19 protein-coding genes and 2 tRNA genes are annotated in these 20,149 nt (G+C 64.2%); 9 read left to right on the top strand and 12 right to left on the bottom strand.

Going from position 1 to position 20,149, the window contains the following annotated elements:
- Positions 1–17: 17 nt before the first annotated feature.
- The 4 genes from ACYQ0Z_RS00075 to ACYQ0Z_RS00090 all read right to left on the bottom strand — a co-directional run bounded on the left by ACYQ0Z_RS00075 (position 18) and on the right by ACYQ0Z_RS00090 (position 1,110).
- Positions 18–93, bottom strand: a tRNA-Ile gene (locus tag ACYQ0Z_RS00075).
- Between the two features lie 5 nt (positions 94–98).
- Positions 99–175, bottom strand: a tRNA-Met gene (locus tag ACYQ0Z_RS00080).
- A gap of 73 nt (positions 176–248) precedes the next feature.
- A complete protein-coding gene (locus ACYQ0Z_RS00085) occupies positions 249–443 on the bottom strand; it encodes a hypothetical protein (protein WP_459863158.1) in 195 nt (64 codons plus the stop codon).
- Between the two features lie 106 nt (positions 444–549).
- Complete coding sequence (locus ACYQ0Z_RS00090) at positions 550–1,110, bottom strand: phosphatidylglycerophosphatase A family protein (protein ID WP_459863160.1); 561 nt, start codon at positions 1,108–1,110, stop codon at positions 550–552.
- 285 nt (positions 1,111–1,395) lie between these two features.
- On the opposite strand from ACYQ0Z_RS00090, the gene ACYQ0Z_RS00095 reads away from it, so the two are divergent.
- The gene (locus ACYQ0Z_RS00095) at positions 1,396–1,911 is read left to right on the top strand and encodes a 2'-5' RNA ligase family protein (RefSeq protein ID WP_459863162.1); all 516 of its coding nucleotides are present in this window, start codon (positions 1,396–1,398) and stop codon (positions 1,909–1,911) included.
- A 22-nt stretch (positions 1,912–1,933) separates the two neighbouring features.
- Positions 1,934–2,374 carry a GNAT family N-acetyltransferase gene (locus tag ACYQ0Z_RS00100; protein ID WP_459863164.1) on the top strand — a complete coding sequence of 147 codons (441 nt, stop codon included), beginning with the start codon at positions 1,934–1,936 and terminating at the stop codon, positions 2,372–2,374.
- An 87-nt stretch (positions 2,375–2,461) separates the two neighbouring features.
- On the opposite strand, the gene fabI is transcribed toward ACYQ0Z_RS00100, so the two are convergent.
- Positions 2,462–3,238 carry an enoyl-ACP reductase FabI gene (gene fabI / locus ACYQ0Z_RS00105; protein ID WP_459863166.1) on the bottom strand — a complete coding sequence of 259 codons (777 nt, stop codon included), beginning with the start codon at positions 3,236–3,238 and terminating at the stop codon, positions 2,462–2,464.
- A 224-nt stretch (positions 3,239–3,462) separates the two neighbouring features.
- Here fabI and ACYQ0Z_RS00110 point away from each other — a divergent pair, with 224 nt between their 5' ends.
- The 7 genes from ACYQ0Z_RS00110 to ACYQ0Z_RS00140 all read left to right on the top strand — a co-directional run bounded on the left by ACYQ0Z_RS00110 (position 3,463) and on the right by ACYQ0Z_RS00140 (position 12,470).
- Entirely contained in the window at positions 3,463–3,957 is a 495-nt protein-coding gene (locus tag ACYQ0Z_RS00110; protein ID WP_459863181.1) for an Lrp/AsnC family transcriptional regulator, read from the top strand.
- Positions 3,954–5,135: an aminotransferase class I/II-fold pyridoxal phosphate-dependent enzyme gene (locus ACYQ0Z_RS00115; protein WP_459863183.1), complete on the top strand. Its 1,182-nt coding sequence runs from the start codon at positions 3,954–3,956 to the stop codon at positions 5,133–5,135. Before ACYQ0Z_RS00110 ends, ACYQ0Z_RS00115 begins: the two co-directional genes overlap by 4 nt.
- A gap of 26 nt (positions 5,136–5,161) precedes the next feature.
- Positions 5,162–8,611 (top strand): pyruvate carboxylase, encoded by a 3,450-nt coding sequence (locus tag ACYQ0Z_RS00120; RefSeq protein ID WP_459863185.1) that lies wholly within the window; start codon positions 5,162–5,164, stop codon positions 8,609–8,611.
- A gap of 150 nt (positions 8,612–8,761) precedes the next feature.
- On the top strand, positions 8,762–8,974 hold the full coding sequence (locus ACYQ0Z_RS00125) for an RDD family protein (protein WP_459863187.1): 213 nt from the start codon (positions 8,762–8,764) through the stop codon (positions 8,972–8,974).
- A gap of 512 nt (positions 8,975–9,486) precedes the next feature.
- Positions 9,487–10,260 carry an ABC transporter ATP-binding protein gene (locus ACYQ0Z_RS00130; RefSeq protein ID WP_459863189.1) on the top strand — a complete coding sequence of 258 codons (774 nt, stop codon included), beginning with the start codon at positions 9,487–9,489 and terminating at the stop codon, positions 10,258–10,260.
- Entirely contained in the window at positions 10,244–11,866 is a 1,623-nt protein-coding gene (locus ACYQ0Z_RS00135) for a hypothetical protein (protein WP_459863191.1), read from the top strand. Before ACYQ0Z_RS00130 ends, ACYQ0Z_RS00135 begins: the two co-directional genes overlap by 17 nt.
- 103 nt (positions 11,867–11,969) lie before the next feature.
- On the top strand, positions 11,970–12,470 hold the full coding sequence (locus ACYQ0Z_RS00140; protein WP_459863193.1) for a DUF2062 domain-containing protein: 501 nt from the start codon (positions 11,970–11,972) through the stop codon (positions 12,468–12,470).
- Between the two features lie 157 nt (positions 12,471–12,627).
- Here ACYQ0Z_RS00140 and ACYQ0Z_RS00145 read toward each other — a convergent pair whose 3' ends face one another.
- The 7 genes from ACYQ0Z_RS00145 to ACYQ0Z_RS00175 form a co-directional block, all read right to left on the bottom strand.
- Positions 12,628–14,043, bottom strand: a complete 1,416-nt coding sequence (locus tag ACYQ0Z_RS00145; RefSeq protein ID WP_459863195.1) for an NAD-dependent malic enzyme — start codon at positions 14,041–14,043, stop codon at positions 12,628–12,630.
- Positions 14,044–14,183: 140 nt separating this feature from the next.
- Entirely contained in the window at positions 14,184–15,227 is a 1,044-nt protein-coding gene (locus tag ACYQ0Z_RS00150; protein WP_459863196.1) for a hypothetical protein, read from the bottom strand.
- Positions 15,214–16,035 carry a Cof-type HAD-IIB family hydrolase gene (locus tag ACYQ0Z_RS00155; protein ID WP_459863198.1) on the bottom strand — a complete coding sequence of 274 codons (822 nt, stop codon included), beginning with the start codon at positions 16,033–16,035 and terminating at the stop codon, positions 15,214–15,216. Before ACYQ0Z_RS00155 ends, ACYQ0Z_RS00150 begins: the two co-directional genes overlap by 14 nt.
- A gap of 528 nt (positions 16,036–16,563) precedes the next feature.
- Complete coding sequence (locus tag ACYQ0Z_RS00160; RefSeq protein WP_459863200.1) at positions 16,564–16,785, bottom strand: hypothetical protein; 222 nt, start codon at positions 16,783–16,785, stop codon at positions 16,564–16,566.
- Between the two features lie 181 nt (positions 16,786–16,966).
- Complete coding sequence (locus tag ACYQ0Z_RS00165; protein WP_459863202.1) at positions 16,967–17,944, bottom strand: alpha-ketoacid dehydrogenase subunit beta; 978 nt, start codon at positions 17,942–17,944, stop codon at positions 16,967–16,969.
- Between the two features lie 2 nt (positions 17,945–17,946).
- A complete protein-coding gene (gene pdhA / locus ACYQ0Z_RS00170; RefSeq protein WP_459863204.1) occupies positions 17,947–19,008 on the bottom strand; it encodes a pyruvate dehydrogenase (acetyl-transferring) E1 component subunit alpha in 1,062 nt (353 codons plus the stop codon).
- A gap of 21 nt (positions 19,009–19,029) precedes the next feature.
- Positions 19,030–20,136, bottom strand: coding sequence for a Glu/Leu/Phe/Val dehydrogenase dimerization domain-containing protein (locus tag ACYQ0Z_RS00175; RefSeq protein WP_459863206.1), 1,107 nt, complete (start codon positions 20,134–20,136; stop codon positions 19,030–19,032).
- Positions 20,137–20,149: the final 13 nt, after the last annotated feature.

A 20,149-nucleotide genomic window follows, 5' to 3' on the forward strand; every position in this document is an offset into this window, starting at 1 on the left:
GCACGCGGATTGTCAAGTGGTGGGCCCACCAGGACTCGAACCTGGGACCAATCGGTTATGAGCCGACCGCTCTACCAACTGAGCTATAGGCCCACAGGTGGTTGCGGGGGCAGGATTTGAACCTGCGACCTTCGGGTTATGAGCCCGACGAGCTACCTGGCTGCTCCACCCCGCGCCGACGAAACTTACTATACCACAACGGTCGAAAGAAAATCAAGTGGGAATTTGAGAGAAGTCCTCTCCGTTCCTCACCACATGTAGCGCACGCCGTAGCGGCCATTTTTCAGGCGCACCACCTCCACCTCTCGCGGGCTCTTGTAGCCGTACAGCCACCAGTCTTCCTCCATCCTCTTGGCCAAACAGCCCGCTTGAAACTTGGAGTCAAACACCTTGGCCCAATAAATCCAGCGCCCTGGCTGAGCGGGTTTGGATGGTTTTTCCATATCCTCCCACCTGTCCTTCCGACGTCGTGATCACGTGGGTCACGGGCAAGAGCCTCCTTCGCTGGCCGGTCCCACGCCTCCCTTGCCCGTGATCCGGACCTTTCGCCTACCCGGCGTGCGCTTCCGGTTCCACCTCTGTTGCGTCGCGCTTGGCCTCCAACGCCGCCTCCTCCTCATCGCGCAGGCGATGCGCCAAGCGACTCGAGGCGGACGCGGCGATGCTGCAGACGATATCGTCCAAAAAAGTGTGCACGCCCTTCCCAGCCTTGGTGTCCAGCTGTTTGATGATGCCCACCTTCTGCTTGTCAAGATGTCCGAAGGTGGTCACGGCAATGCTACCGTAACCGAACACGGATCCCAACGCCAGCGTTTCGTCGCAACCAAACAGGCTTTCATCCGACCGAACCAGGGAAAGCAGCGGTTCGGACAACAGGCCCTTCTCGGCCAGGACGTCCAGCTCCACCCCGACCAGGATGGCGTGCTGCACCTCCCGCTTTTCCAACACGCGTTCCACGCTTTCCACGCACGCCTCCATCGAAAGGTCCGGCGTATACGGCGACTGCATGAGATACACGATTTCCGCAATCGCTTCAACGGTCACACCGCGCTCCCGCAACCGTTGGAGAGCAGCGGCTTTCACTTCCTTGCTCGACACCCGTCTGCGCAAGGGATCAATCTCCTTTCAGCGCAAAGTCGAATTCTTCCCTTCATTTCTATCATAGCACAACGGGCCAAAACTGCGACAAAACTGCAATCCAAACCGCTACGCTTGTTTATTCCCGAAAGCGACTACGCCCAAGGATCGCTTCACGGCGAATCCTCCCTCCACCCCATACCCTTCCCTCCCCTGCTGGTTCCGATACCCTAGCGGCGGCAGGGATCATCGTCCCCGGGGTCGCAATTTGATACAATAGGAGCATCGATCACACGCACGAATCAAGGAGGTATGTCCATGCTCTACTGCGTCTGCCTGTTCCCGCAGCGGGACGTGCAAGAACGGGCCAATTCCTACCGCAAACGGTACGACCCGCACTATGCGCAGATTCCCCCGCACATCAAAGTGACCGAGCCCTTCTCGATGGCTGACAACGCGCTGATGTCCGTTGTGGCAGACTTGACCGATGTGGCCAAGAACAGCGAACCGTTTACGCTTCACTTTCACAAATTTGGCACGTTCCACCCAACCCATAACGTGCTCTACTTCGCTATCAAGGAGGAGCCGGCCCTGCTGGAACTCCGTCGCCGGCTGTATGAGCGCCTCCCGCTCGGCAAACCGAAGCACCCCTTCATTCCCCACCTGACCATCGGACAAGACCTGCCCAACGAAGAGCTGCTCGACGTCTACGGGCGCCTGCGCATGACCAATCTGGATCTGATCTCTCCCATCGATCGGTTCCACCTGCTGTACCGGTTGGACGACGGCGTGTGGACCGTGTACCAGACGTTCCTGTTCGGAAAAGAATGCTGATCGGCAAGGGAGGGAGGACGATATGGAAGATCCCGTTGTCGTGCTGGCCGCCGATGACGCGCAGAAACGGGACGCCCTGGCCGTGCGCGAAGCAGTCTTCATTCGCGAGCAGGGCGTTCCGCCGGAGCTGGAACTGGACGAACATGACCAAACCGCCCTCCATTTCGTCGCGTACGCCGGTGGCCGCGCGATCGGCGCAGCGCGCCTTCGCCCCTACAACAAGGATACGGGCAAGGTGGAACGGGTTGCGGTGCTCTCCGCCTGGCGCGGCAAGGGCGTCGGCCGCCTGCTGATGGCCGCGGTGGAGCAGGAAGCGGCCGCCCGGGGCTTTGTGCGTCTTCGCCTCAACGCGCAGACCCATGCCGAACCGTTTTACCGCAAATTGGGATACGAAACGGTCAGCGAGGTATTCGAGGAGGCGGGCATCCCGCACGTGACCATGGTCAAAACCTTGGCCCCGTAACCGAAAACGTCCGCCCCTTCCGCCAAAGGGAAGGCAGCGGACGTTGAGAGGGTGGCCCCCCGGGTTCCATACGAGGTGTTCGCCCGTTTAGTACCCGAGGATATGGTAACCGCTGTCGACGTGGATCACTTCGCCGGTGATGCCCCGCGACAGGTCGCTGAAAAGGAACAGCGCCGTATCGCCCACCTCGGACTGGTCGGTGGTGCGGCGCAGGGGCGCCTTTTCCTCGATCGTCTTCAGGATCTCGTTAAACCCGCGGATGCCCTTCGCCGCCAGCGTGCGGATGGGGCCGGCGGAAATGGCGTTGACGCGGATGCCGTCAGGACCGAGGTCGTTGGCCAGGTAGCGCACGGTCATCTCGAGGGCCGCCTTGGCCACACCCATCACGTTGTAGTTTTTGACCACCCGCTCCCCGCCGAGGTAGGTCAGCGTGACGATGCTCCCCCCCTCGGTCATCAACGGACGCGCCGCACGCGCCACGGCCACCAGCGAATACACGCTGACGTCCTGGGCCAGGTGGTAGCCGTCACGGGACGTGTTGACAAATTCGCCCTCCAGCTCCTCCGTCTTCGCGTAGGCAATGCAATGGGCCAGGCCGTGCAGCACGCCCACCTCCTCACGGATCCGGGCGAAGACGGTGTCGATCTCCTCATCCTTTGTCACGTCGCACGGCAGGAGCAGCGAATCCTGGCGCGGCAGCGTCGCCACCAGATCACGCACGTTGGCTTCCAGCCGCTCCCCTTGATACGTAAAAATGAGGCGTGCACCGGCGCGGTGGGCCGCTTGGGCGATCCCCCAGGCAATGCTGCGCTTGTTGGCCACGCCCATGATGAGAATGTTCTTGCCTTCCAATAATCCTTGCATCGCGTTTCCTCCCTTTCCTAACGTGACCCCACGTCGCCACCGTCAACGTCATTTAGTATACCATTTCCTCCCGTGGACGCACGAGCGGTCCCGAGGGAAGAGCCCTTTGCCCGGCGCGCGATCCGTGCTAAGATGAAGAAAAATGCGCCACAGGTGAAGAAAAATACGCTACAGACAAAACTATCTGAAACAAGGAAAAACACCGACGGAGTGGAGGGGAGCCCATGACCCCGGAAAAGACCCGCGAGCTGCTCCGCCTGCTCGAGGCCAATTGCCGGCGGAGTCCGGAGGCACTCGCCGTGCTCCTCGACGTGTCGGTGGACGACGTGAACAAGGCGCTGCGCCGCCTCGAGGAGCAGGGCATCATCGTCAAGTACTCGGCACTCGTGAATTGGGATAAGGTGCAGGAAGACTGCGTCACGGCGATGATCGACGTCAAAGTGACGCCAAAACGTGACGTGGGGTTCGACGAGGTGGCGCGGCGCATCAGCCAGTTCCCCGAAGTCAAGGCTCTGTACCTCATGTCCGGCGCCTACGACCTGTCCGTTATCGTGGAAGGACGGTCCATGAAGGAGATCGCCGCCTTCGTGTCGGAAAAGCTGGCCACCCTCGATTCGGTCATCTCGACGACGACCCACTTCATGTTGAAAACCTACAAACACGACGGGGTCATCTTCGACGAACGCCGCGATGACCGGAGGATGGTCGTCACGCCATGACCGAGAAGTCAACCCGCGTTCGCCTCGCCCGATCGGTCGCGTCCATCCCCCCGTCGGGCATCCGGCGTTTTTTTGAGCTGGCCAATTCGGTGGCCGACTGCATCTCCCTCGGCGTCGGCGAGCCGGACTTCGTTACCCCTTGGCGCATCCGCGAAGCAGCCATCGCCAGCCTCGAGGCGGGATACACCGCGTACACCGCCAACGCGGGCCTTCCCGAGCTGCGCGAGGCGATCGCCGCCTATCTCTTCGACCGCTTCGGCCTGTCCTATCGTCCGGAAGATCAGATCGTCGTCACCGTCGGCGCCAGCGAAGCGATCGACCTCGCCCTGCGCGCCATCCTTGATCCGGGAGACGAGGTGCTCGTCGTCGAGCCGTGCTATGTGTCCTACGCCGCCAACGTCCGCCTGTGCGGTGGCGTTCCCGTCAGCGTGCCGACGACGAAAGAAACCGGTTTTCGCCTCCGCGCCGCCGAACTGCGCAAGCGGATCACCCCGCGCACCAAGGCGCTCATCTTTTCCTACCCCAACAACCCCACCGGCGCGGTCATGGGGGAAGAGGACTGGCTCGAAGTGCTGGCCGTCGTCCGCGAGGCAGGGCTGATCGTCATCGCCGACGAGATCTACGCCGAGCTCACCTATGATCGCCCGTTTGTCAGCTTCGCTTCCTTCCCCGCAGTAGTCGAGCAGACCATCCTCGTCTCCGGCTTCTCTAAGGCCTTCGCCATGACCGGATGGCGGCTCGGCTACGCTTGCGGTCCGGCCGACCTCATCGCCGGCATGGTGAAGATCCACCAATACACGATGCTCTGCGCGCCGATTCTCAGCCAGAAGGCGGGGATCGAGGCACTGCGCCGCGGCCGCGATGACGTCGCGCGCATGGTGGAGGCCTACCGCCAGCGGCGCAACTTCTTCGTCAAGGGCCTCTGCGACATCGGCCTGCCTTGCCACCGTCCGGAAGGGGCCTTTTATGCCTTCCCCTCCGTTGAACCGACGGGCCTTTCCGCGACCGAATTTGCCGAGCGGCTCCTTCTTGAGGGCAAAGTGGCCGTCGTGCCGGGCGACGTGTTCGGTGCCGGCGGTGCCGCCCACGTGCGCTGCTCCTACGCCACATCCCTCGAAGCCCTCGAGAAGGCCCTCGAGCGGATGGCCCGCTTCATTCAGCACATCCGCCCCGTCTAACGCCTGACGAGAAAGGAGCGTGGCGCATGATCAAGCCCTTCCGCAAAGTCCTCGTGGCCAACCGCGGCGAGATCGCCATCCGCATCTTCCGCGCCTGCACCGAGCTGGGCATGCGCACGGTGGCCATCTACTCGGAACAGGACAGCACCTCCCTCCACCGCTACAAGGCTGACGAGGCCTACCTCGTCGGCGCGGGCAAGGGGCCCATCGAGGCCTACCTCGACATCAACGGCATCATTGAGATCGCCAAGCGCAACGACGTCGATGCCATCCACCCCGGCTACGGCTTTCTGGCCGAAAACGCGGAATTTGCCCGACGCTGCGAAGCGGCGGGTATCACCTTCATCGGCCCCCGCCCGGAACAGATCGAAATCTTCGGCGACAAGGTGAAGGCCCGCCAGTTGGCCAAATCGTGCGGCGTGCCGATCATCCCCGGCACGGAGGAGCCGATCGAGCACCTGCAGGACGCCCTTCGCTTTGCCAAGACCCACGGTTACCCCGTCATCATCAAGGCGGCGGCCGGCGGCGGCGGGCGGGGAATGCGCATCGTACGCACGCCGGCGGAGCTGGAGCAGGCCTACGAACGGGCGCGCTCGGAGGCCCGCTCGGCCTTCGGCAACCCGGCCGTGTACCTGGAGAAGTACCTCGAGCGGCCCAAGCACATCGAGGTGCAGATTCTCGGCGACACATACGGGAACCTCGTCCACCTGTACGAGCGCGACTGCTCCATCCAGCGGCGACATCAGAAGCTGGTGGAGGTGGCACCGAGCCTGTCCCTTTCGCCCGAGCTGCGTGAGGCGATCTGCGACGCCGCCGTCCGCCTGATGAAGGCAGTGGGGTACGTCAACGCCGGCACGGTGGAGTTCCTCGTCACCCCCGACGGGCAGTTCTACTTCATCGAGGTCAACCCGCGCATCCAGGTGGAGCACACCATTACCGAGCTGGTCACCGGCATCGACATCGTCCAGGCGCAGATCCGCATCGCCCAGGGCTATGCCCTGCACGATCCGGAAGTGGGCGTTCCGCCGCAGGAGAAGGTCGAAACGCGCGGCTACGCCATCCAGTGCCGCGTCACGACGGAAGATCCGGAAAACAACTTCGTCCCCGACACGGGTCGCCTGCTCGCCTACCGCTCGGGCGGAGGCTTCGGCGTGCGCCTCGACGCGGGCAACGCCTTCACCGGAGCCGTCATCTCGCCCCACTACGATTCGCTTCTCGTGAAGATCTCCACGTGGGGCAATACCTTTGAGCAGGCGGCGGCCAAGATGCTGCGCACGCTGCGCGAGTTCCGCATCCGCGGCGTCAAGACGAACATCCCCTTCCTGGAAAACGTCGTCAGCCATCCCGACTTCCGCTCCGGGCAGTACGATACGTCCTTCATCGACACGAAGCCGGAGCTGTTCGTCTTCCCGCCCAAGCGCGACCGGGGGACGAAGCTGCTCACCTACATCGGCAACGTCGTGGTCAACGGCTTTCCCGGACTGAAGAAGGAGAAAAAGCCGAGCTTCCCGCCGCCGCGTCTGCCGAAGGTGCCCTACGACACGCCCTACCCCGAGGGAACCAAGCAGATTCTCGACCGCGAGGGTCCCGAAGGGCTTGTGCGGTGGATTCGCGACCAGAAACGGGTGCTCGTCACCGACACCACGTTCCGCGACGCCCACCAATCCCTCTTGGCCACGCGGGTGCGCACCTACGACCTCGTGCGCGTCGCCGAGGCGACGGGCAAGCTGGCATCCGGCCTCTTCTCGCTGGAAATGTGGGGCGGGGCCACCTTCGACGTGGCCATGCGGTTCCTGAAGGAATGTCCATGGGAACGACTGGAAAAGTTGCGCGAGAAGATCCCCAACATCCTCTTTCAGATGCTCCTGCGGGGAGCCAACGCCGTCGGGTACGCCAACTACCCCGACAACGTGATCCGGGCCTTCATCAAGGAAGCGGCCCGGGCGGGCATCGATGTGTTCCGCATCTTCGACAGCCTCAACTGGGTCGACAACATGCGCGTGGCCATCGAGGCGGTGCGCGAGGAAGGCAAGGTGGCCGAGGCGGCCATCTGCTACACCGGCGACATCCACGACCCGAGCCGGCCCAAGTACAACCTCCGGTACTACGTGGAACTGGCCAAGGAGCTGGAGCGGGCCGGCGCGCACATCCTGGCCATCAAGGACATGGCCGGCCTCCTCAAGCCCTACGCCGCCTACGACCTCATCCGCGCCCTGAAGGATGCCGTTGACCTGCCCATCCATCTGCACACCCACGACACGAGCGGCAACGGCATGGCCACGCTGCTGAAGGCCATCGAGGCGGGCGTGGACATCGTCGACTGCGCGACGAGCGCCCTGTCCGGCCTCACGTCGCAGCCCAGCCTGAATGCCCTCGTCTACGCTCTCCAGCGTCACGAGCGCGACACCGGCCTCGATCCGGACGCGCTGCAGCAGCTGGACCACTACTGGGAGGACGTGCGGAAGTACTACAAGGGCTTTGAAAGCGGCCTCCTCGCGCCCAGCGCCGAGGTGTACCGGCACGAGATGCCCGGCGGCCAGTACAGCAACCTGCAGCAGCAGGCCAAGGCCGTAGGCCTGGAAGATCGCTGGGATGAGGTCAAGGAGATGTACGCCGTGGTCAACCGCCTGTTCGGCGACATCGTCAAGGTGACGCCGTCGTCGAAGGTGGTCGGCGACATGGCCCTGTTCATGGTCCAAAACAACCTGACCGAGGACGACGTGTTCGAGAAGGGTCACGCGCTCTCCTTCCCCGACTCCGTCGTTCAGTTCTTCCAGGGCTACCTCGGCCAGCCCCCGGGCGGCTTCCCGCCAAAGTTGCAGGAAATCATCCTCAAGGGGCGCGAGCCGATCACCTGCCGCCCCGGCGAGCTGCTGGAGCCGGTCGATTTCAACGCCCTTCGCCTGGAAGTGGAAGGGAAGATCGGGCGGAAGGTCACCGACCGGGAACTGCTCTCATATGTAATGTACCCGCAGGTGTTCCTCGACTATGTCCGGCACGTGCAGACCTACGGCGACGTCTCCGTGTTGGACACGCCCACCTTTTTCTACGGACTGCGCCCGGGCGAGGAGATCGCTGTGGAGATCGAGCGCGGGAAGACGCTGATCATCAAGCTCCTGTCCGTCGGCGAGCTGCAGCAGGGCGGCCTGCGCACGGTGTACTTCGAGCTGAACGGCCAGCCGCGCGAGATCCTCATCCGCGACGAAAGCGCCCATGTGGCCACGGAAGAACGCCCCAAGGCCGACCCGGCTAACCCCCTCGAGATCGGGGCCACCATGCCGGGCAAGGTGATCAAGGTGCTCGTCGAGGCCGGCGACCGCGTGCGCAAGGGCGAACACCTTCTTGTCACCGAGGCGATGAAGATGGAAACGACCATCCAGGCGCCGTGCGACGCCGTGGTCGAGGAGATCCTGGTCAGGGAAGGCGACAGCGTGCAGACGGGCGACCTGCTCCTGCGGCTCGGCAAAAAGGCGTAACGCCGGCGTGGGATCACGCGTTCAGGCAAAAACGTTTAGCGGAAGGAGAAAAGCAGATGACCGTTGGTGAACAAGATGTGCGCAACCCGGCCGGTTTCTGGATTCGGTTCGCGGCCTCGACGATCGACGGGCTGCTCATCCTCCTGCATCATGGGCATTCGCATCGCCAAAGTCAGCGGCGAAAGGCCGGGCCTCGGGACCATGTTTCTGCGCCATGCGGTAGGCGGTCTGCTGTGCGGCATCACCTTCGGCATCGCCGGCTTGATCAGCGCGCTGATGGTGAGGCTGAACCGCGACAAACGCGCCCTCCACGATCTCCTGGCCGGGACGTACGTGACGCATGACCCGTCGCCAATCCGGTAACCCCCTCCGGCGCCACCCGGTGAATCCCCGTGCGGAACGCGCCCTTTCCATCGGTTTTCCACAAAACCATTCCCCCACACGGCCTTGCGGGTCGTGTGGGGGATTGTTGTACCGAAAAATTTCGCCAGGGACCGGAAAGTCCGTCCCGCCCGCCACCGCACACGGCAATGCTCACGATTTCCGTTTTGCAGGGGCACGCGCCCCGCACGTCGCGAACGGGGCGGTTGGTCTACGTCTTCTAAACGGGAGAGGGAAGAGCAGATGGCCATTGTGTTCTATTCCTTCGACTTCGTATACAATCTATACATAACGTATGCCCAGATTGCGCTCGCCAGTCCCCAAAGGAAAGCCATGAGATTCCCTACGTTTCTGATCGTTAAGTAAAGAAAGAGAATCAGCACTGCAACACGGTATATAAATTTGCCCATCCTCATTCCCCCGTTTCGAGCGTTTTTGACAAGGAACCAACCCGCACAAGAGCTGTGCGAGAAAGCTTGTGAGAGGGATCCTGCATGCTTCCCCGAAAACCAACGCCCATCCCCAATCCCCCGGTTCTGCGCGTTGTCTCCGTGACCAAGCAATACGGGAGCAAGACGGCGGTCCACAACGTGTCGTTTGAAGTCGGAGCGGGCGAAATTGTGGGACTTCTGGGCCCGAACGGCGCCGGGAAGACGACGATGATGAACCTGATCGCCGGACTGGTGCGCCCCACTGCCGGGACGATCGAGATTGAAGGGCACGACGTGTTCCGCGAACCAATCCAGGCCAAACGGGCACGCTTTTTTGTGCCGGATACCCCGGCGCCCTTCTCGGGCATGACCGGCGCCGAATACCTCCACTTTGTCGCTGCAGCTTACGGAATCCCCGCCGGGGAACGGGACGACCGGATGGCACCGTATATCCGGGGATTCCATCTGGAGGGTCATCTTGACAAGAAGGTGTCCGCATGCTCCCATGGCACGAAGCAGAAGCTGGTGCTCGCCGCCGCGTTCCTCGTGCGCCCGCGTCTGCTGATGCTGGACGAGCCGCTCATCGGTTTGGATACCCCTGCCGCGGTGTTTCTGAAAGACGCCTTGAAAGCCCACGCGGCAAAGGGCGGAAGCGTCCTGATGTCCACGCATTTGATGTTCCTGGCCGAAGAGTTGTGTGACCGGGTGGTGATTCTGTCCCGCGGCAAGAGGGTTGCTGCGGGTACCCTCGCATCGCTTCGGGCTCGGGCAGGCGATGAGCAGGCCACCCTGGAAGAACTGTTTCTGGAGTTGACCCGCAATGGCACCGAGGTCTAACGCCCGTTTCGTCGGGACGCTGTTTCGGTATTCCTTCGCCAGCGTTTTCCGCCCGAAGCGGAGGGGGACGGGACGCCTGCTGGTCATGGGCGTGTTGAGTGCGGTGGGACTGCAGTATCTGTACGATCTGTACGGTTTTGTGCTCCGCGAACAGGGTGACCCGAGCCAAGCGCTCACCTACGTGTTCACGGTGCTCGTGGGGCTGCAGGCGCTGTTGTTCTACCTCGGCTTCCTCTGGCTGATGGGGGTGCTGTACTCGCACAACGAGCTGGCGTCTCTGCTTGCCCTTCCCTTTTCCGAGCGACTGGTGGTGGCTGCGTTCTTCCTCCCGGTGCTCGTGCGCGCCTACCTGCTGGAAGGGATGTTGGCGGGGCCGGCCCTGGTCGCCTTCTTCCAGACAGGTTCTCCTACAATGGGGCAAGGGCTCCGGCTGGGTGGCCTTCTGCTGCTCGGCCCTCCCCTCGTCCTCGGTCTCGCCCTGCTCCTGCTCCTCTTCCTGTTTGCGCACAATTCCGGGCGAAGGCACGTATGGGCGGGGGCGATTGCCGGTACCCTCCTCCTCCTGGTCGGGATGCTGTTTCGGCATCACGCCGGGCCTGCCCTGTACCGGTTCTGGGAAGCGACGGGTTCTGCGCGCTTCTGGATCGCCAGCTTGGGGATCGTGGTGCTCGAAACCTGGCTGGTCGGCCGGGCGGTTCCGCGCTGGTGGGCACGGGGAAGAGAAAGCCACGGGGAGAACAACCGCCCTCCTGCCCTTCGACGGTACCGCGGAGGGCGCTTCCGGGAGGTTGGGGAGCGTTCGCCCCTTCTATGGCTGGTTCAGCGCGAATGGGCACGGTTTGTCTCCGTTTCGGCCTATCTTACGAATTACCTTGCCACGTCGGTGGTCGCAATCGTCCCCTTGATCCTCCTCGCCCAGCGCCTGGCGACGGTGGAAGCGGGACGCCTGCCCCAGATGGTCGGAGACGAGCGGCTCCCGCAGGCCCTGGTCGCCGGCGCCGTCCTCCTGGTGTACGGCCTCGTGTCCTCGGGATCGCTCGCCGCCTTTTCGCGCGAGGGCAGGGAGTGGTGGACCCTACGGGCCCTGCCGATCCCGCTTGCGCGGCTCTTCCTGGCCAAACTCATCGCCAATGCGCTGCTGGACCTCCTGGGGATCCTCCCGGCGCTGCTGACCGCCTGTTTCCTGTTCCCGCTCCCCTCCTCCCTGCGCGCAGGCTGGGTGGCCGCCATCGTCCTGTCCCTCTGGCTCCAGACGGGGGTAAAGGTGGCCCTGGATGCGCTTTCCCCCCATTTCGGGTGGACCGAGCCGCTCCAACCCCTGCGGGGCCTCAAGCGCTACGTGTCGTATGTCGTCAACGGCACGGTGATCGGCGGGTGCGCCGCCCTCGCCATGCTCCTCCAGCGGCTGACCGGGGCTTTCTCCGCCCAATTCTTGCTTTTCTTTTGCGCAATCGAACTGGTGGGACTTTCGCTCCTGGTGGCGTTCCTGGTCTGGCAGGCCGAGAAGGCGGAAGCGGGGCATTCGAGCTTGTGGAGACGGTTGGTGGATCAGAGCGCACCGCCGTTTCCGTACCTGTCCCGCTCCAAGGACATCGCCGCGCAATAGGCGTCAGGTTTCGCCACAAAATGGTTTTTCGTGCATGACGCGCCCCAAAACAGTATACTGAAAGCAGTACTTCGGATTGGAACTGTCCCAGGGGATGCTGCCGATGAACAAACTCTACCGCCGTCTGCGACTGGAATACCTGAAGCTGCTGCGCACGCCGGGGGCGCCGTCGAAGGTGGCCCGCGGATTTTCCGTGGGCCTCTTTGTCGAGTTCATCACCCTGCCGACGCTCGGAGCCGCGTTCATCCTGCTCTTTCCCCTCTCCTATCTCTTCCGGGGAAGCGTGCCCGCCTCGCTGATCGGCTTTGTGTTCGGGAAGGTCATCCTGCCCCCGTTTCTCCTCCTCAATTTCAACCTCGGCCGCCTGCTCCTCGGCCAACGCACGGCCGAAACGGTCACGGGCGGGTTCACCTTCTCCTTCGTCAAGGCCCACTGGCTCGCCTTTTTCCTCGGCAGCACCGTTACCGGCATTGTTGTGGCTGCCGTCGGTTTCATCGCGGTCTACTGGCTGCTCACGACGTACCGCCGAAACCGGCTCCGCCGGCGCCGCGTACGATCCGGCGCTCCGGGGTCAGTCACCATCTCGGAAAACGAAGGCAAATAACGACGCCGTTTCCCCGCTATTCGGAGGCATCGCTTTCACCGGTTTCCTACAACAATCCCCCACGCGGCCCGCAAGGCCGAGTGGGGGATTGTTGTGCCGAGCACCAGCCCGCAGGAAGAATCCCGCCAGGTGACCGGCGGCAGGTTGTGCAGAATCCTCAGTCCTTCGTGTCCCGACGGGCGACACCGGTGCGCACGGCCGCCTCGATCACCGCCTCGCGCACCCGCTCCACCACCTTGGTGTTGAACACCGACGGGATGATGTAGGTTTCGTTCAGCTCGTCGTCGCCGACCACCGAGGCGATGGCCTTCGCCGCAGCGAGCTTCATCTCCTCGTTGATCTCGCGGGCGCGGCAGTCGAGGGCGCCGCGGAAAATGCCCGGGAAGCACAGCACGTTGTTGATCTGGTTGGGGTAATCGGAGCGACCGGTGGCCAGGACGCGCACGTAGGGCTCCGCCTCTTCGGGATCGATCTCCGGAACGGGGTTGGCCATGGCGAAAACGATCGGGTCGCGGGCCATCTTCTTGATGTCCTCCACCTTCAACACGCCCGGCGCGGAGACCCCGATGAACACGTCGGCGCCCTTGATCACGTCCGAAAGGCTGCCGGAGACGTTGTCCGGGTTGGTGTGTTCCGCATACCAATTCCAGATCGGGTTGTCATAGCGCTTGCCGCGAACGAGGGCCCCTTCCCGGTCGACACCGATGATGTTCTTGACCCCGGCAGACAGGAGCATCTTCGTGCACGCCGTACCGGCCGCGCCGATGCCGCAGACGACCACCTTGATTTCCTCCAGGCGCTTGCCGACCAGTTTCAGCGCGTTGAGCAGGCCAGCCAGCATGACGACGGCCGTGCCGTGCTGGTCGTCGTGGAAGACGGGGATGTCCAGCTCCTCCTTGAGCCGCTCCTCGATCTCAAAGCAGCGCGGCGCGGAGATGTCTTCCAGGTTGATGCCGCCGAAGGCTGGGGCGATAGCCTTGATGATGCGGATGATCTCTTCGGTGTCCTTGGTATCGAGGCAGATGGGAAACGCATCGATGCCGGCCAGCTGTTTAAAGAGCATCGCCTTCCCTTCCATCACCGGCATCGCCGCGTAGGGTCCCACATCCCCCAGCCCGAGCACCGCCGTGCCGTCGGAGATGACGGCCACGGTGTTGCGCTTGATGGTCAGCGAGAAGGCCTTGGCCGGGTCCTCGGCGATGGCCTGGCAGACCCGGGCTACACCCGGCGTGTAGACCCGGGAAAGCTCTTCGCGGTTCTTGATCGGCATCTTGGGCTGCACTTCCAGCTTTCCGCCCAGGTGGACGAGAAACGTCCGGTCGGAGACGTTGATCAGCTTGACACCAGCCAGGCGGGAGACGATGTCGACCACCTGCTGGGCATGGGCCTGGTCGTACACGTTAACGGTAATGTCGCGCACCGTGCGGGTTTTGCTCACCTTGATCACGTCAATGGCGACGATGTCGCCGCCCGCCGCACTGATCGACGACAGGATGCCCCCAAAATGGGCCACCGATTTGTCGATTTCCAGGCGCAGGATGATGCTCATGCTCGCCATTCGTTCCAGTGCCAATCCCGTTCACCTCTCCGTTGTCCTCACCCAATAAAGAAAACACCAGCAGAAGCGAGAAATCTGCCGCGCAGTTCACGCTTGTCTGATTGATCCGGTATAATGGTTCATTATATCGTGAAGTCCGATTTCTTGACCAGCCGTCAGCCTCCGGCGCCATACGGATTGGGGCGGTCGGGCCACCGCACAGCAAACAGGCAGAAAAGCCGCGCACGCGCCTCTTCGTCCAGCTCCAGGTGCACCAAGCGGCCCCCTTCATACCGCACAATGGGATACGCACCCGCGGCAAGGGGCCGGCCCCGCTCACGGCCCACGAACACCGGATCCGCCTCGAGCATGGCCCAAAAGGGGTCGGCCGTCGCATCCCGATCCCACCTATCGGGCACCGGGGCCACAAACAGCGTAACCAGGGGGCGCAGTGGGGCGACCGGCCCGTCGGTGCCCTCGGCCACCCACACGGAAAAGGTCGCCTCCCGAATGTCCGCCCGCGGATGACGCCGGCAGACGACCAGGGCGCGGTGCACCGCCTCCATCAGCGCTTCCTGCGCCCCCTCTTCCCCCTCTCGCTCAACCAGCGCGCCGTAGTCGACCAGATAGCCGATCCCCTCGGCCGCCAGCACGTCGTCGGGAAGGGCCGCGGCGGAAGCCGTCGTCGTCGCCCACAACGGCTCATCCCCCTCCGTCGCGGCGGCGCGGGCCGCCGCGAGCAGGCGCCACCCCTCCTCCCGCGCGGCATCCGTCAGCGGCAGGCGCTCGCTGAAGATGTGCACAAGCGCCCCCGCCCCGTCGTGGGCAAGATGGTGCAGCCACGTCGATGTCTGCCCCAAGAGACGTGCCGCAAGCCACCGATCGGCCTCGCGGGCAACGTCAAACGTGTAGGGGAAGCCGACGGGCTTCTCCGCCTCCCCTTCAGCCCACACCACGGCAATCCACCGGGAACCCTGCTGGGAAAACCCAAGCCACAGGTCCCTGTCCACCAGCTCGTCAAAGGCCTCGACATCGGGGTGCACGAGAAGCAGGTGCACGGACGCGCCATCCCACAGCCCCGTGTACGTCCGTCCTTCCTCGAGCACGAGGCGGTACACATCCGAAAATCGTCCCGGGTCCAGCCGCTGGCCAACGGTGTCCCCATTCGGGGCGCGCGCCGGCTGAATCGGGGCATCAGGCCAGCCCTCATCGCGAGGCAACGGGGACCCTCCCCTCGCGGCGCAGTTTGGCGATGCAGGCCGCCACGGCATGCTCGCCGTGGGGCGGACTGATCCAGTCGGCCACCTCCTTGAGCTCCGGATGGGCATTGGCCACGGCCACACCGAAGCCGGCTCGGCGAACCATCTCGTAATCGTTCAAATTGTCGCCAATGGCCGCCACCGCCGACAAGGAAAGGCCGAGCAACTCGGCCAGACGCGCGAGACCGTCTCCCTTTGTCGCGCCTTGCGGAATGCATTCGAGGTAGTCCACATCGGACTGCACGAACTGCACGTCCAGCCTCTGTTCCTTAACCCAGCCCTTGAGATCCTCCAGACGCTCCGGCGCGATGATCCACAGCACCTTGGTAAGGGGGCCGGGCGGAAGATCGGCCAGCCGGTCAAGGCGTGCGCAGGCCACGCCGTCCTTCCGTTCATGTTCGGCAACGCGCTCGGTGTACGGGTAGGCGTAGGGCACACCGCCATGATACAGCACCGTGTTCACGTCGGGGAACGCCGCGCGCACGGCCTCCACCAGCTCGTAGGCCTCGGGCGGTAGAAATGCCTCCCACAACACCGTGCGCGTCCGCATGTCCACAAGGCGCGCGCCGTTGTACAGGATGAGCGGGGCGTTGACCTCCACCTGCTCCAGGTATGGCGCCACCGAGGCTTCCATGCGCCCCGTGGCCAACGTGAACAAGCCCCCTTGCCGGCAAAACCAGGCAATGGCGTCACGGTTTTCCTCACTAATGCGCCCCTGCTCGTCCAGGAGCGTCCCGTCCATGTCGCTGACCAAAAGCCGGATCTCCACGGTTTCTCTCCCTCCATCCTTCAGCCCTGGAACGCCTCGCCGAATCGCCCCCGTCCGATTCGCTGGCGCACTCCCCGGCAACGGGCCACACGCCGCTCTTCACGCGACGGCCGTGCCGGGCAAGATGCGCGCGCAGGCGGGGCACCGGGCCAAATCGTCCGCCCCGAGGCCGCTGTAGAGCTCGCCGTATACCCATCCCGCCCCCGGCACCAGGGCCGGGTAACTCCATCCCGTATCCCACAGCTCGCCAAAAACGCGGGCGCGTCCAAGAAACCGGCCGCATCCGCCCAGGTAGCGGTCATGGTCAGGGACTGCCCCGCCTCAGCGTGCCATATACGAATACGAGCGCTCCTCGGGAACGCAAAGGCCTGTCCACATCGCGTGTGTGGCCGGATGTTTCCGCATCGCCGCCTCCTTCGGCGCGACCGAAGTTCCGCTTTTTAAGCTTACCATTTCCGTCGCCGTCGCGCGACCGATCCCCTGAGGTGCAAACCGTTGCCCAACGAAAAAACCCCTCCCGCAACGGCCTCAGTCGTTGGCCATTCCGAGAAGGATGAGGAACAGGAAAAACAGGACGACGATCACGAACACACCGGGATTGACCAGGGCGTAGAAGAAGACGAACACCGTCACGACGGCCAGGAGGATCGGCGCCAGGAGGTTCAAACCGTGCAACACGTGCGAAAAAAACGTCCGGTGGCGGAGGTGGAGTTTGACCCTCCCCCACCACGCGAAATGACGTCGTTTCATGGTGTCCCCTCCGATCCGGTGCCTACGGTTTATATCTATTCGCGGGAACCCGGGAGGGAACACCGAGGGAGTACAGCACCCGCCTGCAAAGCGCGATCCTTTTCTTCCAGCGCCCGGACAAAAAAATGCGGGCGTCCGCGCCCCCAACGCGGACGCCCCATGCCCACCGATGTTCCCGCTCTCAAAAGCGCAGGGTTTCCTCAACGGCCTCCAGCACGCGGTCGGCATTCGGCAGGTAGTCCTCTTCCAGGGAGAAGAAGGGCACATGCACGTCGGGCCCCGTCACACGGGCCACCGGCGCCTCCAAGTACAAGAGCGCTTCGTCGTTGACGAAGGCGACCAGTTCGGCCCCGAACCCGCCGGTGCGCGGGGCCTCGTGGACAATGACGCATCGGCCCGTCTTCTGCACCGAGTCGCGCACCAGATCGCGGTCGAAGGGATAGAGCGTGCGCAGGTCGACCACTTCACAGGAGATGCCCTTCGCTTCGGCGCGCTTGGCCGCCTCGAGCGCCACGGGCACCATTGCCCCCCAGGCGATGACGGTGACGTCGCTTCCCTCCCGCGCGATCCGCCCTTTGCCGAGGGGCACCGTGTAGTAGTCCTCCGGTACCTCCTCGCGCATGGCGCGGTAGATCTTCATCGGCTCGAGGAAGAGGACGGGATCGGGATCTTCAATGGCTGCCAGAAGCAGCCCCTTGGCGTCATACGGCGTGGCGGGGACGACCACCTTCAACCCCGGCACGTGGACGAAAAAGGCCTCGACGCTGTCGGAGTGCAGCTCCGGCGCACGAATGCCCGCCCCATACGGCGCGCGGATGACGAGGGGCACACTGTAGCGGCCCATCGTCCGCGTGCGAATGCGCGCGGCATGGGCGACAACCTGCTCGAAGGCCGGAAAGATGAAGGACAAGAACTGGATCTCCGCCACCGGGCGCATGCCGTTCAGGGCCAGCCCGATGGCCGAGCCGACAATGGCCGACTCGGCCAGGGGTGTGTCCACCACGCGGTGTTCGCCAAACTCGGCCAAAAGGCCGTCGGTGGCCCGGAAGACGCCCCCGTTGACGCCGACGTCTTCCCCCAGCACCATCACCCGTTCGTCGCGTCGCATCGCCGTGCGCAGCGCATCCGTAATCGCCTGCACCAAGGTCAGCTGCGCCATGATCAGACCCCCTCCTTCCTGCGTGCCAGTGCGGATGCGCGCTGCGCGCGGACAAACCACGGCAGTTCGGCGAAAACGAAGTCATACAGATGCGCCACATCCGCCGGCGGGTACGCTTCCAGTTCCCGCACCGCCGCCGCGACTTGCGCGTCGCATTCGGCGAGGAGCGCCGCCTCCTGTTTGTCGTCCCACAGCCCTTCCGCCACGAGGTGGCGGCGCAGCCGGTCGATGGGATCGAACGCCCGACGGGCCTGGGATTCCTGCTGGTCGCGGTACTTCGTCGGGTCGTCGGCCGTCGTGTGCGCACCGTAACGCCAGGTGACCGCCTCGATCAGCGTCGGCCCACCCCCGGCGCGGGCCTTGTCGAGGGCCTGCTTGGTCGCGAGGTAGACAGCCAGCACGTCGTTCCCGTCGACGCGCACCCCTTCCATGTCGTAGGCCAGGGCACGCTGGGCAATCGTGCGCGACGCCGATTGACGCGCAAAGGGCACACTGATGGCATAGCCGTTGTTCTGGCAGAAGAAGACGACCGGTACCTGAAACACGCCGGCAAAATTGAGCCCCTCGTGAAAATCGCCTTCGGACGTCGCCCCGTCCCCGAAGTAGACAAGGGCCGCCGTCTTCTCGCCGCGCAGCTTGGCCGCCCACGCCGCGCCGACGGCATGGGGAATCTGCGTAGCAATGGGCACGTAGGGCGGCAGGATGTTCCGGTCTTCCGGGGGCACGCAGCCCTCCAGGCGTCCCGACCAGTACAGGAGAATGGTGGTGAGCCGCTGCCCGAAGGTCATCATCGCCGCGTGGTCGCGGTAGGTGGGAAAGAGCCAGTCGCCCGGATCGAGGGCGGCGGCGCTGCCCACCTGGGCTGCCTCCTGCCCTTCGAAGGGGGCGTAGGTGCCGATGCGCCCCGTGCGCTGCAGGTTGACCGCCTTGCGGTCAAAGGTGCGCGCCAGCACCATCCGGCGATAGAGGGACAGGCGCAGGTCGGCGGGCAGCCGGTCGCGCACCGCCTCATCCAGCGTGCCGTCCGGCTCCAGAACGCGGTAAAGGGGAAACCGTTCCTCCATCGTGTCTCCTCCCTTCTTCCCTTAGCGCAACCGCCATTTCGGCGCCACGCCGGGGATGAAGATGCTGCTGACGCGCCGGCGACGGGCGATGCGCTCCTTCACCAGGCGCCGCGCGGCCTCGTGGGTGGAAAGGCCTTCCTCATGGGCAAGGCGATAGATGGCCAGCACCATGTCGTAGATCGCTTCCGTTTTCTTCATCACCCGCTCGCGGTTGAAACCGTACAGCTCGTCAGCCACCTGGATGAGGCCGCCCGCGTTCACGACGTAGTCGGGCGCGTACAGGATGCCCCGCCGCGCCAGCTCGTCGCCGTGCCGATCCTCGAGGAGCTGGTTATTGGCCGCGCCGACAACGGCCCGGCACTGGAGGCGCGGGATTGTCTCGTCGTTGAGGATCCCGCCGACGGCGCAGGGGACAAACACGTCGCAGGGCACGTCGTAGATGGCCGCCCCGTCGACAACCTCCACCTCCGCCCCGCGCGCGCGGGCCCGCTGCACGATGCGGTCCAGCGCCTCCGGCTGGACGTCGGTCACATAAACCTTGGCCGCCCCTTCGTCCCACAGCCGTTCCACCACTTTGAACCCGACCTTGCCCAGCCCCTGTACGGCAAAGGTACGCCCCGACAGGTCGTCCCGACCCCACAGCTGCTTCGCCGTCGCCTTGATGCCCATCACCACGCCGTAGGCTGTGGGCACGGAGGAGTCGCCGCCGCCTCCGTAGGCTTCCGGCAGCCCGACAATGTACGGGCATTCCTTGGCCGCATGGACGAAGTCTTCCGGGTACGTGCCCATGTCCGTGCCGGTGTAGAAGCGGCCGCCCAGTCCGGCGACGAAACGCCCGAGGGCGCGGAACAGCTCCGGGGATTTGTCGGTGCGCGGATCGCCGAGGATCACCGCTTTGCCGCCGCCGAAGTCGAGGTCCGCCGCGGCGCATTTGTACGTCATACCCTCAGCCAGGCGCAGGACGTCCTGAAGGGCCTCCTCCACGCTGCCGTACGGCCGCATGCGGCAACCACCCAGCGCCGGCCCCAGCGTCGTGTCGTGCAGGGCGATGATGGCGCGCAAGCCGGATTCGGGATCGTGGCAGAAGATCACCTGCTCGTGTTCGGGGAACCGTTCCATCAGCGCCATGGTTTCGGCCTCC

The sequence above is a fragment of the Calditerricola yamamurae genome (genome assembly GCF_054654135.1).

Excerpts from the sequence above, each read along its gene's own strand:
- ACYQ0Z_RS00120 (WP_459863185.1), top strand. The coding sequence starts at position 5,162 with ATGATCAAGCCCTTCCGCAAAGTCCTCGTGGCCAACCGCGGCGAGATC.
- ACYQ0Z_RS00165 (WP_459863202.1), bottom strand. The coding sequence starts at position 17,944 with ATGGCGCAGCTGACCTTGGTGCAGGCGATTACGGATGCGCTGCGCACG.
- pdhA (WP_459863204.1), bottom strand. The coding sequence starts at position 19,008 with ATGGAGGAACGGTTTCCCCTTTACCGCGTTCTGGAGCCGGACGGCACG.
- ACYQ0Z_RS00095 (WP_459863162.1), top strand. The coding sequence starts at position 1,396 with ATGCTCTACTGCGTCTGCCTGTTCCCGCAGCGGGACGTGCAAGAACGG.
- ACYQ0Z_RS00110 (WP_459863181.1), top strand. The coding sequence starts at position 3,463 with ATGACCCCGGAAAAGACCCGCGAGCTGCTCCGCCTGCTCGAGGCCAAT.
- fabI (WP_459863166.1), bottom strand. The coding sequence starts at position 3,238 with ATGCAAGGATTATTGGAAGGCAAGAACATTCTCATCATGGGCGTGGCC.
- ACYQ0Z_RS00125 (WP_459863187.1), top strand. The coding sequence starts at position 8,762 with ATGGGCATTCGCATCGCCAAAGTCAGCGGCGAAAGGCCGGGCCTCGGG.
- ACYQ0Z_RS00115 (WP_459863183.1), top strand. The coding sequence starts at position 3,954 with ATGACCGAGAAGTCAACCCGCGTTCGCCTCGCCCGATCGGTCGCGTCC.
- ACYQ0Z_RS00160 (WP_459863200.1), bottom strand. The coding sequence starts at position 16,785 with ATGAAACGACGTCATTTCGCGTGGTGGGGGAGGGTCAAACTCCACCTC.
- ACYQ0Z_RS00100 (WP_459863164.1), top strand. The coding sequence starts at position 1,934 with ATGGAAGATCCCGTTGTCGTGCTGGCCGCCGATGACGCGCAGAAACGG.
- ACYQ0Z_RS00140 (WP_459863193.1), top strand. The coding sequence starts at position 11,970 with ATGAACAAACTCTACCGCCGTCTGCGACTGGAATACCTGAAGCTGCTG.
- ACYQ0Z_RS00130 (WP_459863189.1), top strand. The coding sequence starts at position 9,487 with ATGCTTCCCCGAAAACCAACGCCCATCCCCAATCCCCCGGTTCTGCGC.
- ACYQ0Z_RS00175 (WP_459863206.1), bottom strand. The coding sequence starts at position 20,136 with ATGGCGCTGATGGAACGGTTCCCCGAACACGAGCAGGTGATCTTCTGC.
- ACYQ0Z_RS00085 (WP_459863158.1), bottom strand. The coding sequence starts at position 443 with ATGGAAAAACCATCCAAACCCGCTCAGCCAGGGCGCTGGATTTATTGG.
- ACYQ0Z_RS00135 (WP_459863191.1), top strand. The coding sequence starts at position 10,244 with ATGGCACCGAGGTCTAACGCCCGTTTCGTCGGGACGCTGTTTCGGTAT.